This window comes from Parafrankia sp. EAN1pec, assembly GCF_000018005.1.
In the GTDB taxonomy this organism is placed as follows: domain Bacteria; phylum Actinomycetota; class Actinomycetes; order Frankiales; family Frankiaceae; genus Parafrankia; species Parafrankia soli.
Genome location: NC_009921.1, coordinates 1,166,994 through 1,181,538 on the forward strand (window position 1 = coordinate 1,166,994; position 14,545 = coordinate 1,181,538).

A 14,545-nucleotide genomic window follows, 5' to 3' on the forward strand; every position below is an offset into this window, starting at 1 on the left:
TCGGAACTCGCGACAGGACATCGCGGATGTCCCGTCTCGTGCGTTCCAGGACCGGTACGCCCGGTACCGGAACTCGTGCAAGCCTCCCGGACGAATGCGGACGACGCGGTCGCGACCCGCGGATATCGGTGCTCATCCGCATGCACAGTTGGCCCAGGGGGTGTGGCGATCCGGGGCGATGGCCCCCGGAACCGGGGCAGCCCGGCCCGACGCGCCCCGCCCGGGCCGCTTGTTCGTGGGATCCGGCGTGCTCTCCGGCGTGCCGTGACCGGCCCCGCGGCCCGGATGCGACAACATACGCATCCGTGAGGTCACGGTTCTTTGCCGACACCCACGTGCACTCCAGGTACTCGCGGGCCTGTAGCCGCGACTGCGACCTGGAGCATCTGGCGTGGTGGGCGGCCCGAAAAGGCATCCGCGTCGTCGGGACCGGCGACTTCACCCATCCGGCCTGGTCGCAGGAGCTCGCGACCAAGCTGGTGCCGGCGGAGCCGGGACTGTTCCGGCTGCGTCCCGACCTGGAGCGTGACGTGCTCGCGACGCTGCCCGCGTCGTGCCGCACCGCGACCCGATTCATGATCTCTACGGAGATCTCCACCATCTACAAGCGAGGCGACCGTACAAGGAAGGTTCATCACCTCCTCTACGCGCCCGATCGCGAATCGGCCGGTCGGATCACGTCCGCACTGGCCCGAATCGGCAATCTCTCCGCAGACGGACGGCCGATCCTCGGCCTGGACTCCCGTGACCTGCTCGAGATCACGCTCGGTGCCGGCGAGGGCTGTTACCTGATCCCCGCGCACGTGTGGACGCCCTGGTTCGCCGTGTTGGGCTCAAAATCCGGGTTCGACGCCGTCGAGGACTGCTACGCCGACCTCGCCGAGCACGTCTTCGCGCTGGAGACAGGCCTGTCGGCGGACCCGGAGATGTTCTGGCGGATCTCCGGGCTGGACCGCTACCGGCTGGTCAGCAACTCCGACGCGCACTCCCCGCCGATGCTCGGGCGGGAGGCCACCGCCTTCACCTGCGAGCCCGACTACTTCTCGATCCTCAGTGCGCTGCGCACCGGCGACGGGTTCGGTGGCACCGTCGAGTTCTTCCCCGAGGAGGGGAAGTACCACCACGACGGCCACCGCAAGTGCGGGGTGGCGCTGACGCCGGAGCAGACCCGCGCGGTCGGCGGCATCTGCCCCGAGTGCGGGCGTCCGCTCACGGTAGGCGTACTCAACCGGGTGGACACGCTCGCCGACCGCACGGAAGTGCACCGACCCGACACGGCAGGTGACGTCACGTCGCTGGTGGCCCTGCCCGAGATCGTCGGCGAGATCCTCGGGGTCGGGCCGAAGAGCAAGTCGGTGGCGACGCAGGTCAGCACCCTCGTCTCCCGGCTCGGCCCCGAGCTCGGCATCCTCTCGGACGTCCCGCTGGACGCGATCGCGGAGGTGGGCTCGCCGACGCTGGTCGAGGGCATCGGACGGCTGCGCCGGGGCGAGGTGATCCGCCAGGCCGGCTTCGACGGCGAGTACGGCGTCATCCGGCTCTTCCAGCCCGACGAGCTCACCGCCGACGCGGGCACGCTGTTCGACCTCGGTACCCCCGGCCTCGCGACGGCGCCGCAGGCCGGCATCCGCCGGGGCCGCGGCGCCGGCCGGGGCGGCACCGCGCTCGCACCCGGCGCCGCCGAAGCAGCCGAGGTCCCCGAGGTCCCCGAGGTCCCCGAGGTCGCCGGAGCTGCCGGAGCTACCGACGCCGCCAAGATCACCGAAGCCGGTGACCTGTTCCCGGGCGATGACGCGGTGGAGCGCAGCGGCCCGCCGTCGGTGCTCGACGGACTTGATCCCGACCAGCGGCGCGCGGCCGAGCACGTCGGCGGGCCGCTGCTGGTCCTCGCCGGCCCCGGCACCGGGAAGACCCGCACGCTCGTGCACGCCATCGCGCACCGGGTCCGTGAGCTCGGCGTGCCCGCCGAGCAGTGCCTGGCGGTCACGTTCACCCGCCGCGCTGCCGGCGAGCTGCGAGAACGGCTCGACGTTCTGCTTGCGCCAGGCCCGGCCGGGACGCGCGCTGAGAGCACACCCGCGGACGGCACGCCCACAGATGCGGCGTCCACGAGCGGTGCGCCCGTGGACGAGGCACCAGGAGACACGGGGAGGCCCGGTGCCGGCGCGCTGGCGACGACGTTCCACGGCCTCGGCCTGCTGATCATCCGGGAGCAGCATGTGGCGCTCGCGCGGGCGCCACGGGTGCAGGTGGCCGACGACGCCATCCGCGGGGAGCTGATCGACGAGGCGATGCACGGGACCGACGGTCCCGAGGCGCGGCGCCGTGCCGCGGCGGAGCTGGCCGAGCTCAAGCGGCAGCGCGCCCTGGGGCGCACCTACCGGGACCACGCGCTCGCCGGGGTGCTCGCCCGCTACGACGCCGCACTGCGTGATCGCAACATGGTCGACCTCGACGACCTGCTCACGCTGCCGTTGGGGCTGCTGCGGTCGAACCCGGACCTGGCGGCCGAGTACCAGCGGCGCTGGCGGCACGTCTGGGTCGACGAGTTCCAGGACATCGACGAGGTGCAGTACGGCCTGCTGCGCGAGCTCTGCCCGCCCGCGGCCGACCTGTGCGCGATCGGCGACCCCGACCAGGCGATCTACAGCTTCCGCGGCGCCGAGGTCGGCTTCTTCCTGCGCTTCGAGCAGGACCGTCCCGGCGCCCGGCGGGTCTCGCTCACCCGCAACTACCGCTCGACGCCCACCATCGTCGGCGCCGCGCTGGACGCCATCGCGCCCACCACCTTCGTGCCCGGCCGCGAGCTGCGCGCGGTGACCGGCCTGGATGAGGACGGCCCCGTCGTCGTCCGGCAGTGCGCGAGCGAGGCCGAGGAGGCCATCGCCGTGGCCGACCTGATCGAGGAGGCCCTCGGCGGCACCTCGTTCCACTCCCTCGACTCGGGCGTGGACGGCTCGGAGCGGGGCCGGCTGTCGTTCGCCGACATCGCGGTGCTCTACCGGACGGCGCGCCAGGCCGAGCCGGTGATGGACGCGCTGGTGCGCCGCGGGTTCCCGTTCCGCCAGCATGCCCACACCCCGCTCGCGGACGTCCCGGCCGTCGCCGCGGTGCTCGCCCTGCTGCGCGATCGCCGTGACCCCGCGCCCCGTACGGTCACCGCGCTGCTGCGGGACGCGGCCGCGCGGCTCACCGACCTCGCCGTGGCCGCCGGCACCGAGCTCGGCACCGCTGCCGCCCTCGCGCCCGGTGTCGCTCAGCCCGGCGGGGTCCCGGCGGGACGGCTGCCGAGCGAGGCGGAGATCCGGCGCGCCGCGGAGCTGCTCGCCCCGGCGGCCGCGGTCGCCGGGGACGATCTAGGCGCGTTCCTCACCTCGGTGACCCTGGCGACGGAGGTGGACGGGCTCGACCCGCGGGCGGACCGCATCTCCCTGCTCACGCTGCACGCGTCCAAGGGGCTGGAGTTCGGCCTCGTCATCATCGTCGGCTGCGAGGACGGCCTGCTGCCGCTGCGCTGGGGTGGGTCGAGCCCGTCGGCCGACGCCGAGGCGGAGGAACGGCGGCTGCTCTTCGTCGGGATGACCCGGGCCCGCCGCCAGCTCGTCCTCACCCATGCCGCCCGGCGCCGGCGCGGCGGCGACCTGGCCGACACCGGCCCGTCGGCGTTCCTCTCCGCCATCGACGGACGTCATCTCGACAAGCGCACGCGCGCCGCGCAGGGCACAGCCGCCGCCGCACGCCGTCGGTCAGCCGGCCGCCAGCTCCGCCTGATTTGACGGCGCGGCGGCTGCCCGATTTGACGGCCGGGCCAGCCGCGCCTGACGTGACGGACGCGGCTGGCCCGGGGCGTATCCGTCGGGCCAGCCGCGCCCGGGCGGTCAGCCGATCCGGGCGAGGGGGAAGCGCCGCGCCGCCGCGTCGAGGACGTCCAGGAGGGTGTCGATCTCGGCGTCGGTGTTGGCCGCGGTCACCTGGATCCGCACCCCGACCTGCTCCCGGGGCACCAGCGGGAACGGCGCCACCGTCACGTAGATCCCGCGCTCGTAGAGGAAAGCGCCGAGCGCGTCGGCCCGCGCCGGGTCGGTCAGCGGGATCTCGATGATCGGGTAGCCGGAGGTGTTCAGCGTGGTCAGCCCGAGCGCGCGGATCCCCGCCAACAGGCGGGCGGTGAGGCCGTACAGGGCCACCCGCGCCCGCTCGCCCCGCTCGGCGTTCACCCGCAGCCCGACCTGCGCGGTCGCCAGCGAGGCGACCGGGGGCGGGCCGGAGAAGATGTACGGGTTGGCCATCGTCTTCAGGAAGTCCTTGAGCTCGGTCGGGCACGTCGCGAACGCGAGCAGCGAGGAGTAGGACTTCGAGAACCCGCCGACCAGGATCAGGTCGTCGTAGCTCTGCCCCAGGTGCCGCACGATCCCGTTGCCGCGCAGGCCGTACGGGGTGGGCTCGTCCGGCGCGCGCTCGCCGATGACCCCGAAACCGTGGGCGTCGTCGACGTACAGGACGGCCTCGTACGCCCGGACCAGCTCGAGCAGCTCTGCCAGCGGCGGGCCGTTGCCCGTCATGCTGTTCACCCCGTCGATCGCGACGACCCGGGGATAGGCGGTACATGCCCGCAGCCGGCGTTCCAGCCGATCGAGCCGGTCCTCCCGGAAGCGCCGGACGGTGGCGCCGCGGCCCAGCGCCATCGTGGCGCCGTCATGCACCGAGCTGTGCGCATGCAGCTCGACGAACAGGGTGCCCTGGCCGACGAGTGCGGGCAGCACCGACAGGTGGATATGGCTGATGGTCGGGAGTAACAGCGTGTCCGGCGCGCCGAGAAGGTCCGCCAGCGTCTCCTCGATCTCCACGAACAGTCGTGGATTAGCGATGATGCGTGACCAGCTCGGGTGGGTTCCCCAAAGATCCAGATACTCCGGGACGGATTCGATGATCTCGCGGTCGAGATCGAATCCGAGATAGTTGCAGGACGCGAAATCGATCAGCCAACGGTCGCCGATGCGAATGCGCCGGCCGTCGATCTCGTCCACCCGCGAGTCGTAGAACGGCGACTGGCGGCGCATGTGGTCCATCTCCGCCATGACGCCGTAGGGCCGGGCCAGGACGTGGCGGATGCCTGCGCCGGCGTGGGCCTGCGGGCGCCCGGCCGGGGGAGTCCCGGTGTGACTGGGGGTTCCGGCTCCGGCCCCGGGTGCGGGCCCGGGCGGCGCCTCGCGGGCGGCCGGCGCCGCGGGGTCGGCCGGCGCCGCGGGGTCGGCCAGGTGCGGGGAGATCTGTTGCGGGGAGATCTGTTGCGGGGAGAGCGGTGTTGTTACAGATGCCGTCTGGACTGTGGTGGGTGGTGCCGGGAAATCGATCATTGGCCTGCGGACCGGTTCGCTGGACGGGGGCAGGGATTCCGAGGTCTGCGACACCGGCTTCCTACTTCCGGTCGCAGGTCGGGCATGCGGGCATCGGCGCCATCGCCGTCACCGGCCTTTCAGGATCGCCGGAAATATTCTCTCCGGGTCACGGGAAACGAAAGAAACGACGGAGTGCCGCCCGGTGCGCCGTGAATCGTATTGTGAAGATCGTGGCGCACGGCGAAGATCTATGTCTGCACATTAGCTCGGAGAAGGGGCTTTTTCCACCGATGGCGGAGATTCCCTCGCTCTGCGCCGGCCGACCGGGCGAGGCCGGTGGGCCGGCTGCTCTGATCGGGGGCCGGCTGTGCCGGGCGCCGCCACGGGCGGACAACCCTGTGGGGGCACAGTGTTATCGTCCCCGGCATGTCCGAGACCGCGTCCGCCTCGAGCCGCCCGACGTCGAGTGCGCCGGCTTCGAGCACGCCAGCTCCGAACACGTCGACGTCGAGCGTGCCGACGTCCAGCAGGCGGGCGTCGGGGGACCGGCCCGCCGTGCGCGACCTGCCGTACTCCGGCTTCGGTCTCTCCCGGTCGGTCACGCTGTTCCGCGCGCACCGCAAGGAGCCGGTCGACCCGGCCGGTTTCTACTCGCTCATCGCGGCCGACTCCGTCCGCCAGCTCCGCCGGTACACGACGCTGTCCGGCCAGCTGGTGCTGGATGTCGGCGGCGGCCCCGGTTACTTCCGGTCCGCGTTCCTCGACGCGGGCGCCAGGTACTACTGGGTCGAGCCCGACGTCTCCGAGATGGAGGCCGGTGGTCTCGATGTGCCCGGCCGGATCCGCGGGAGCGCGCTCGAGCTGCCGTTCCGGAGCGACTCGATCGACCTCTGCTACAGCTCGAACGTGCTTGAGCACGTACCCGACCCGTGGCGGATGTGCTCGGAGCTGGTGCGGGTGACCCGCCCCGGCGGGCTGATCTTCCTCAGCTACACGAACTGGCTCTCGCCGTGGGGCGGGCACGAGACGGCGCCGTGGCACTACCTCGGTGGTGACCGCGCCGCCGACCGCTTCGAGAAGCGGCAGGGCCGCCCGCCGAAGAACCGGTTCGGCCAGACGCTGTTCCCGGTGTCCGTCGCCGGCACCCTCGCCTGGGCCCGCCAGCGCTCCGACGTGGTCGTCGTCGACGCGATGCCGCGCTACCTGCCGGACTGGGCGAAGGCCATCCTGCGCGTCCCCGGCGCTCGTGAGGTTGTCACCTGGAACCTCGCCATGCTCCTGCGCAAGATCTAGTGTTTTAGCGCCCTGCCAGAGCCCCGACCTCCGGGCCCGGCCGTCACCGCGCGGCCCGGCCCGGGTCGGCGGGCTCCCCGGGCGGCGCCGGTGGGCGTCTCGGGGGGCGGGTCTCGGCGGGGCCCGGCTTGCGCGGCGGTGCCAGGCGGGAGACGGGCAGCCGGTCGCAGACCATCCGCGCCTCGTCGTCCCGGACGGCCCGCAGCGTCGCGAGGAACTCCGCGCGCGGCACCTCCCGGGCCCCGAGTGTCGTCAGGTGCGCCGTCGTCAGCTGGACGTCCAGCAGCGCGCCGCCGGCCCGGCCGAAACGGTCGAGGAAGTCGACCAGCGCGACCTTCGAGGCGTCCGAGGCCCGGTGGAACATGGACTCGCCCATGAAGACCCGTCCGACCTGGACGCCGTACATCCCGCCGACGAGCGCGTCGCCCTCCCAGATCTCGACGCTGTGTGCCCAGCCGAGGGCGTGGAGCCTGGCGTAGCCCTCTATCAGCTGCTCGGTGATCCACTGGTGCGGCCCGTCGCGGCGGCAGGCCCGGACGACGTCCACGAAGCACTCGTTGAGCGTGCTGGTCCAGGTGCTGTTGCGCATCCGGATGATGAGTGAGCGCCGGATCCGCATCTCGCCCGGCGCGAGGACGGTCCGCGGGTCCGGGCACCACCAGGGCGGGTCCACGTCGTCACCCGGGCCGTCACCGGCGGCGCCAGCCGCGCCGGCGGCGGCCGCACCAGCCGCACCGGCGGTGCGTTCGGGCACGTGGCCGATGAGCGGGATGACGCCGCGCGCGGCCGCCGCACGCAGTGCTCCGCGCAGCTCGGCCGCCTCGGCGAGGTCGTCCGCTGGCCAGGGGAAGGCCCCGCGGCGGTAGGCGCCGATCAGCGCCGGGGGGGTGAGCCCCCCGCCCGCCGCCACCGGTCCGTAGGCGGCCGCCCGCTCCAGGTATGGCTCGAGCAGGGGATGATCCCAGCCCGACCGGGAGGGTTCGGGTAGCGGCGGGGTCAGCCCCACAGCTGGCCCGCGGGGGTTCGCGCGCCGGTGCCGCCGTCATCGTGATCGTCGATCTCGGCCGCGATCCTGGCCGCGGCCTCCGCCGTGGCCGCAGCCTCCGCCTGTGCGACCGCCTCGGCCTGGGCAAGGGCTTCAGCCTGGGCCACCGCGACCGCCTCGCCCGCAGCCTCCGCCGAGGACACATCGACCACCTCCGCCGCCACCTCCGCCGCCGCCTGCGCTGTCGTCGTGGCCTCAGTCGTCGCCTCGGCGGCGGCCGCGTCGACCGCCGCCCGGACGACCGGTGACGACAACATCGCCGTGACCTCGTCCGCGGGCCGCGGGCGCCCCAGGAAGTAGCCCTGGGCGACGTCGCAGCCGTAGTTCCGCAACTTGTCGAGCGCGCTCGCGCTCTCCACGCCCTCGACCACGATCCGCAGGCCCAGCGCGTGCGCGAGTCCGACCGTCGACCGGACGATCGCCTCCGCCTTCGCGCGGCGCAGCCCGGATCCGTCCTCGAGCCTCGTCACGAACGACTTGTCCATTTTCAGCATGTCTACCGGAAGCTCCTGGAGGTACGCCAGCGAGGAGTAGCCCGTGCCGTAGTCGTCGACGGCGATCTGCACGCCGAGCTCGCGCAGCTCGCCGAGCACCGCCGCGGTGCGTACCCGGTCCAGCATCAGCGTCGTCTCGGTGATCTCCAGCTCGAGCGCGGACGGCAGCAGCCCGTACTGGGCGAGCAGCCCGCGCACCTGGTCGGGGAACGCGCGGTCGAGCAGGTCGGAGGCGGAGAGGTTCACCGCGACGGCGACCTCCAGGCCGGCCTCGCGCCACCGCCGGCACTGGGCGAGCGAGGTCTCGAGCACCTCGATCGTGAGCATCCGCATCAGGCCGGCCTGCTCGGCCAGCGGCACGAACGACTCGGGCGTCAGCAGGCCGCGGGTGGGATGACGCCACCGCACGAGGGCCTCGACGCCGTGCGACCTGCCCGAGTCGAGCTCGACCTTGATCTGGTAGTGGACCTCGAGCTGACCGGTGCCCAGCGCGGCGCGCAGCGACTCGATCATGTCCAGCCGCAGCAGCGTGTTCACCTCGGCGCCAGGGCGGTAGTACTCCACCCCGGTCCGGCCGGACTTCGCGCCGTACATGGCGACGTCGGCCCGCTGCAGCAGGGTCTGTGCGTCGGCGGCGTGGTCCGGGTAGAGCGCCGCGCCGATGCTCGCGCCGACGTGCAGGGTCATCCCGCCGACCTCGAAGGCGCCGGACAGCGCCACCAGGACGCGGTCGGCCACCCGCCGGGCGGTGTCGGCGTCGGCGTGCTCCAGCAGGACGGCGAACTCGTCCCCGCCGAGCCGGGCGTGCAGGTCGCCGGGCCGCAGCGCCCCCGCGATGCGGGACCCGACCTCGACGAGCAGCGCGTCGCCCACATGGTGGCCCAGCGAGTCGTTGATCTCCTTGAACCGGTCGAGGTCGAGTAGGAGCAGCGCGAACGAGTCCCCGTCGGGGATGTTCCCCTCGAGCGTGGACAGGCGCTCGATGAACCCGCGCCGGTTCGTCAGGCCGGTGAGGTCGTCGGTGCGGGCGAGCACCTTGCTCTCGGCGAGCTGCTGGACCTCGACGAAGGTCATCGCCGCCCGGGCCAGCGCGGTGAGGACCGTCGCCGCCGCGAGCGCCACGGTGAGCAGCGGAAGATCCATCATGGACCCGATGACCAGCAGCGCCAGCGCGAGGACGGTCAGCACCAGCGGTACCGCGATCACGCTCCAGCCGGACATCCGCGCGGGCTTCCGCCAGGGCTGGCGCTGCCAGGCGGCGAACGCCGGGGCCAACAGGGAGAGCACCCAGACGATGTCCAGCAGGCCGCCCGGCGCGTAGTCGCCGTCCGCCATCAGCACGAACACGCACGAGTCGGCGAGGGCGAAGCCGACGAGCCCGCCGCCGAGCAGCCACCACACCCGGCCGGGATGCCAGCGCAGCAGCCCGAAGACCGTCACCACCAGCAGGACGAGGAGCAGGTCGGCGAGCGGGTACACCAGGCCGACCACGATGGAGGAGATGTCCGCGGGGCCGTCCGTGGTGAGGCGCGCGCCGATGCCGCTGCTGAGCGCGGCCACCCCGAGCACACCGACCAGCGCGTCGAGCCACACGCTCGCGTGGAACCGCAGCACCCGCTGGCGCAGCAGCAGGATGACGGCCACGTAACAGGCCGGATAGAAAAGCAGCCAGCCGACGTCCGCCGCCGACACCTCGACCGCCGCCCCCTCGGCCGGGCCGCTGACCGCGAGACTGAAGTAGACGCTGGCCGCGCCGTAGCTGATGATCCCCGCGCCGAACAACGCCCAGGGCAGCCGCTCACCGCGCAGCAGGACGGCACGCAGGATGCACAGCAGCCCCGAGACGAGCGTGACGAAGGACCGCAGCGCGACGACGGCGGGTTCACTTCCCCGCGTCCCGGTGATCGTGACTGCCACGAACAGCACGGCCGCGAGCAGCAGCAGCATCTGCGCCAGGCGGATCAGGCGGAACCTGCGTGGCGCCGGCGGCGAGATCGTCAAGCGTCACCTCGCCGGATCCGGGCCGGCCGGCCGGGAACCGGCCCGCCGCGCACGGTGGTGACGGGCGGCTGGACCAGGTGGCGTCGAGTACAGGAGAGGTCTCCTCCCCACCTTGGCGCCCTGGCCCGGCTGACGGCGCACTGACGCTCGCGCTCGCGCCCGGGCGGGCATCGCGGAAGCGGCGCTGTGACCGACATGACTGGGCCGGTCTCGGCGGCCGGACCGCTCTCGATGGGCGCGGCCGGCGCGCGGGCGTGCACGGCACACCCAGGCCGGTCTCGGCCCGGTCGTAGGGGGATCGCACCCGCGGCGGGTGGGCCGCCGGCACCGCGGGGCGCCGGGGCGCGGGCCGTGGCACCCCCAGGCGCGCCGTCGGAACGATCCGCCCGAAAGAAAAGGCTACGGCGGTTCCGGGCACCCCGCCACCGGGACCGCGCCGGGTCGCGTCGCCGGAACAGGCTGTGACCGGTGCAACGACTGACAAGCCCGGACATGAGAGGAATTCTCATACATGAGTGTTGGCAGGTCGCGACGGGTGGTGGTCCGTGGCCGGGTGCCTGGGTGGGCGTTGTGCGCACCACCTCGCCCGTCGCTGTGGGCCATAGGTCGTGGAGGCCCGACAGGTCGTGGAGGCCCGACGGCGGCTCCGGCCCGCGGCCGTGGGGTGTGCTCGGATCGTGGCCGCGGGGCGCGGGTGTGGGGCGTGTGCAAGGCGGGCATGGGGGCGGAACGTGGCCGGGTGGGCGGCGCGCGGGCTGGCCCGTTGGGGAATGCCTGCGCGGGCGGGTGGGGTTTGATGCCGGGAACGGTGGCGACGCGAACGCGCCATGCCCGCCGGCCCGTGCTGTCCCGCCGATGCGGGAACGTCGCCGGGTGGGGCGGACGTCCACCGGACATGGTCGCGGGAGACGCGGCCCGCGGTGAGCTCCCGGAGGAGAAAAAGAAGTGCGACTTGGTGTACAGATTCCCGACTTCACCCGGCCCGAGGGGCCTGCCGACCTGGGCCGCGCGCTCGCCGAGGTCGCCCGTGAGGTCGACGAGGCCGGCTTCGACTACCTGGCGGTGATGGACCACTTCTTCCAGATCGAGATGGTCGGCCCGCCCGAGAACGACATGCTCGAGGCCTACACCACCCTGGGCTTCCTGGCGGCGCACACCCGCCGGGCGACCCTGCTGACTCTGGTGACCGGCACCGTCTACCGGGAGCCCGGAATTCTTGCGAAGATCATCAGTACCCTCGACGTGCTTTCCGGGGGCCGGGCGATGCTCGGAATCGGCGCGGCGTGGAACGAGCAGGAGTCCGTCGGGCTCGGCATCCCGTTCCCCCCGGTCGCCGAGCGCTTCGAGCGCCTCGAGGAGACCCTGCAGATCTGTCTTCGGATGTGGTCGGACGACGAGAGCCCCTGGACGGGCAAGCACTACCAGCTCGCCCGGCCGCTCAACTCGCCCGCCGCGCTCACCCGGCCGCACCCGCCGATCATGATCGGCGGGGGTGGGGAGAAGAAGACGCTGCGCCTGGTCGCGAAGTACGGGCAGGCCTGCAACCTCTTCTCCGGCCCTGACCTGCCGCACAAGCTCGACGTCCTGCGCCGGCACTGCGACGCCGAGGGCCGCGACTACGACGAGATCGTCAAGACCTGCTACTACCGCTTCGACCCGGGCAAGTCGGGCGAGAACGTCGGGCGCATCCTCGACGAGCTCGGCGAACTGGCCGAGCTCGGCATCTCGGTGGCCATCGGCGGCGTCGCCGACATCTGGGACGTCGAGCCGCTGCGGGTCCTGGGCGAGCGGGTCGTCCCCGCCGCCGCGGACATCTGAGGCCGGCGGCGGCCGGCGTCGGCGGGGTTCGTGTCCGTGCCGGCGCCGGCGGGCTCGGCGGCCCGCCGGCGCCGGTGCGCGGACCTGTCGGATCAGTCCTTCCACAGCTCGCGGACGCTGTCCGCGACCGCGGCTGCCTGGTTCCGCCCCGCCCGCGCGGACGCGGCGCGGATCGCGGGATCGAGGATGTTCGAGCCGAAGGCGGCCCGCGACGCCTCGTCCGCGGCCACGACGAGGACCCGGCTGCCCGCGCGTTCGAGCCGCCGTACCTCGGTGGGTATGCCCATGCCCAGAATGGGCGCAACGATCAGTACCCGTTCGTGGCCTTCCGCAAGATCGGCGTTGATCACGGAACGCATACCGCCGTCCACGTACCGGCGGTGATCCACGGTCACCGGCGGGAACACGCCGGGGAGCGCGGAACTGGCCGCGACCGCGTCGACCAGATGGACGCCCGAGTCGCGGTCGAAGGCCACCCAGTCACCCGTTTCGGCGTCTACCGCTGTCACCACCAGGCGCTGCCGCGGCCATTCGCGGACGGGCAGCCGCCCGGCGATGATCTGCCAGCGGTCCTCCTCCGAGGCGACCTTGGCCGCGAGCGCGTAGGCGCCGATCCGGGCGCGGGCGTCGCGTGCGCCACGCGAGCCCGCGGTGACCTGGGCCAGGGTTGACATGAGCTCGCCGTAATCGAAATTCACCGTCGGTTCGGCGGTCGGGTCGGCGGGAGCGATCTGCCGGGAGTACAGCAGGTCGAGGTCCGCGCCACTGCTGATCATCGTCCCCACGGCGGAGCCCGCCGAGGTGCCGACGACGAGATCGGCGTCGGTGACGTCGACGCCCGCCTCGGCGAGACCGACCAACAGGCCGATCTCCCAGGCGATGCCGGCCACGCCTCCGCCGCCGAGGACCAGCGCGTGCCGCATCCAGACACACCTCTCCGCGACGGCCCTCGTCAGGGTCCGTCGCTTTCTGAAGGGCTTTTGGGAACTACGCACCGGAGGTGGCAAGGCACCACCGAAATCACCCGATCGGGCTATGCCATTGCGGCATGGTGATCGTTTGGGTGTCGCGCACAGGACAGCGACCAGGCCAGATCGGCCCCAGACCGTTCGTGCCCCCGCGCAAGCGTCCCGGGCTCCCTCGCGCATACTGCGGAGCCCCGAGCCGGGGCTCTCCCCACGCCGCCGGCCCTCTCCTGGAGGCCACGTGAGTACGACAGCCGACCGGACGTCCCACGCGCGCAACGAGCACATGACATTCCGGGCGAACCGGGGTGTAGGGCGGCATGGCTGGCTGCGGCTCACGCCCGCCTACGGAGTCCGGCTCGTACGGGGGCGTATCTCCCACCTGCCCGCCGGCTCGGTCATCACCGACCCGTTCTCCGGAACGGGGACGACCCCGCTCGCCGCGGCCGAGCTCGGCCATCACGGCCAGAGCGCCGATCTCAATCCCTTCCTCGTCTGGTTGGGGCGGGCCAAGGTCCGCCAATACCCGCGGCAGACCCTTGCGGACGCGGCCACCGCGGCCGCCGATGCCGGGGACGCCGCCGCCCGCATGGGCCGTGACACCGAGTTGTGGCAGCCGAACATCTTCCGGATCGAGAAATGGTGGAGCCCCGGGGCGCTGCACGCGCTGCGCGCACTCCGGGCGGCGCTCGACGCATATTCAGGACCGGCGGGTGATCTCCTGCAGATCGCACTGTGTCGGGTACTGATCTCCGTCAGCAACGCGGCCTTCAATCATCAGTCCATGTCGTTCAAGGCCGCCGCCGGCGAGACCCGGCCCGGCTCCTTCGACCCGGACGCGGCCGCGGCCACCATCGCGCTGTTCGGCACCGAGGCGGCAGCCCTGATCGAATCCGCCCGGGTCGACCTGCCGGGCTCCGCCGCCGTCCACGAGGGCGACTCGCGCTCCGTCGTGCCGGACCTGCGCGAAACCGATCTCGTGCTGACCAGCCCGCCCTACGTGAACCGGATGTCCTACATCCGCGAGCTCCGGCCGTACATGTACTGGCTGCGCTACCTCGACCGCGCCGGCGACGCCGGTGAGCTGGACTGGCGCGCGATCGGTGGCACCTGGGGGAGCGCCACGTCCAACCTGCGCTCCTGGACGCCGGCCACGCCCACCCCGGTCGACGAGGCGCTGGAGGCCGTCTGCGCGCGGATCGCGGCCGACGGCGACCGGAACGGGCCGCTGCTGGCGACCTATGTGCGGAAATACCACCACGACATGTGGCTGCACTTCCAGACCGTCACACCACTGGTGAAACGCGGCGGGCAGGTTTCCTACATCGTGGGGAACTCGACGTTCTACGGCCACGGTGTCCCTGCTCAGGACTGGTATGCGTTGATGCTGCGCGAGCTCGGCTACGCCGACGTCGAGGTGGAGGTTATTCGCAAGCGGAACTCAAACAAGGCCCTGTTCGAATTCGACGTCCGGGCCCGCCGGCCTTGATCAGTAGTCCCGGCCCGGGGGGTGCCAGTCCGCGCTCGCCAGCTGCCCCGTGCCTCGTCGCCACTCGTCTAGCATCGAATCGGCCGGCGGTACCGGTCCGG

Annotated in this window: 8 protein-coding genes; 4 read left to right on the forward strand and 4 right to left on the reverse strand. The window is 72.6% G+C overall.

Annotation, left to right across the window (positions count from 1 at the left end; translation table 11 throughout):
• Window positions 1-305: 305 nt before the first annotated feature.
• Window positions 306-3,776, forward strand: coding sequence for a UvrD-helicase domain-containing protein (locus FRANEAN1_RS04855; RefSeq protein ID WP_020458631.1), 3,471 nt, complete (start codon window positions 306-308; stop codon window positions 3,774-3,776).
• A gap of 102 nt (window positions 3,777-3,878) precedes the next feature.
• On the opposite strand, the gene FRANEAN1_RS04860 is transcribed toward FRANEAN1_RS04855, so the two are convergent.
• Complete coding sequence (locus FRANEAN1_RS04860; RefSeq protein ID WP_347176986.1) at window positions 3,879-5,411, reverse strand: pyridoxal phosphate-dependent aminotransferase family protein; 1,533 nt, start codon at window positions 5,409-5,411, stop codon at window positions 3,879-3,881.
• Window positions 5,412-5,894: 483 nt separating this feature from the next.
• Here FRANEAN1_RS04860 and FRANEAN1_RS04865 point away from each other — a divergent pair, with 483 nt between their 5' ends.
• Window positions 5,895-6,632: a class I SAM-dependent methyltransferase gene (locus tag FRANEAN1_RS04865; protein ID WP_020458633.1), complete on the forward strand. Its 738-nt coding sequence runs from the start codon at window positions 5,895-5,897 to the stop codon at window positions 6,630-6,632.
• Window positions 6,633-6,675: 43 nt separating this feature from the next.
• On the opposite strand, the gene aat is transcribed toward FRANEAN1_RS04865, so the two are convergent.
• Together aat and FRANEAN1_RS04875 are read right to left on the reverse strand one after the other, a co-directional pair.
• The gene (gene aat / locus FRANEAN1_RS04870) at window positions 6,676-7,638 is read right to left on the reverse strand and encodes a leucyl/phenylalanyl-tRNA--protein transferase (RefSeq protein WP_020458634.1); all 963 of its coding nucleotides are present in this window, start codon (window positions 7,636-7,638) and stop codon (window positions 6,676-6,678) included.
• Window positions 7,629-10,172, reverse strand: a complete 2,544-nt coding sequence (locus tag FRANEAN1_RS04875; RefSeq protein ID WP_041253701.1) for an EAL domain-containing protein — start codon at window positions 10,170-10,172, stop codon at window positions 7,629-7,631. Before FRANEAN1_RS04875 ends, aat begins: the two co-directional genes overlap by 10 nt.
• Before the next feature lie 945 nt (window positions 10,173-11,117).
• On the opposite strand from FRANEAN1_RS04875, the gene FRANEAN1_RS04880 reads away from it, so the two are divergent.
• Complete coding sequence (locus tag FRANEAN1_RS04880; protein WP_020458637.1) at window positions 11,118-11,990, forward strand: LLM class F420-dependent oxidoreductase; 873 nt, start codon at window positions 11,118-11,120, stop codon at window positions 11,988-11,990.
• Between the two features lie 92 nt (window positions 11,991-12,082).
• Here the strand turns inward: FRANEAN1_RS04880 and FRANEAN1_RS04885 are convergent, their stop codons facing one another.
• The gene (locus tag FRANEAN1_RS04885) at window positions 12,083-12,913 is read right to left on the reverse strand and encodes a patatin-like phospholipase family protein (protein WP_020458638.1); all 831 of its coding nucleotides are present in this window, start codon (window positions 12,911-12,913) and stop codon (window positions 12,083-12,085) included.
• A 328-nt stretch (window positions 12,914-13,241) separates the two neighbouring features.
• Between FRANEAN1_RS04885 and FRANEAN1_RS04890 the strand changes: the two genes are divergently transcribed.
• Window positions 13,242-14,444 (forward strand): DNA methyltransferase, encoded by a 1,203-nt coding sequence (locus FRANEAN1_RS04890; protein WP_041253702.1) that lies wholly within the window; start codon window positions 13,242-13,244, stop codon window positions 14,442-14,444.
• The last annotated feature ends 101 nt before the right edge of the window (window positions 14,445-14,545 follow it).

Coding starts and splice junctions, on each gene's coding strand:
- FRANEAN1_RS04890 (WP_041253702.1), top strand. CDS start 13,242: ATGACATTCCGGGCGAACCGGGGTGTAGGGCGGCATGGCTGGCTGCGG.
- FRANEAN1_RS04885 (WP_020458638.1), bottom strand. CDS start 12,913: ATGCGGCACGCGCTGGTCCTCGGCGGCGGAGGCGTGGCCGGCATCGCC.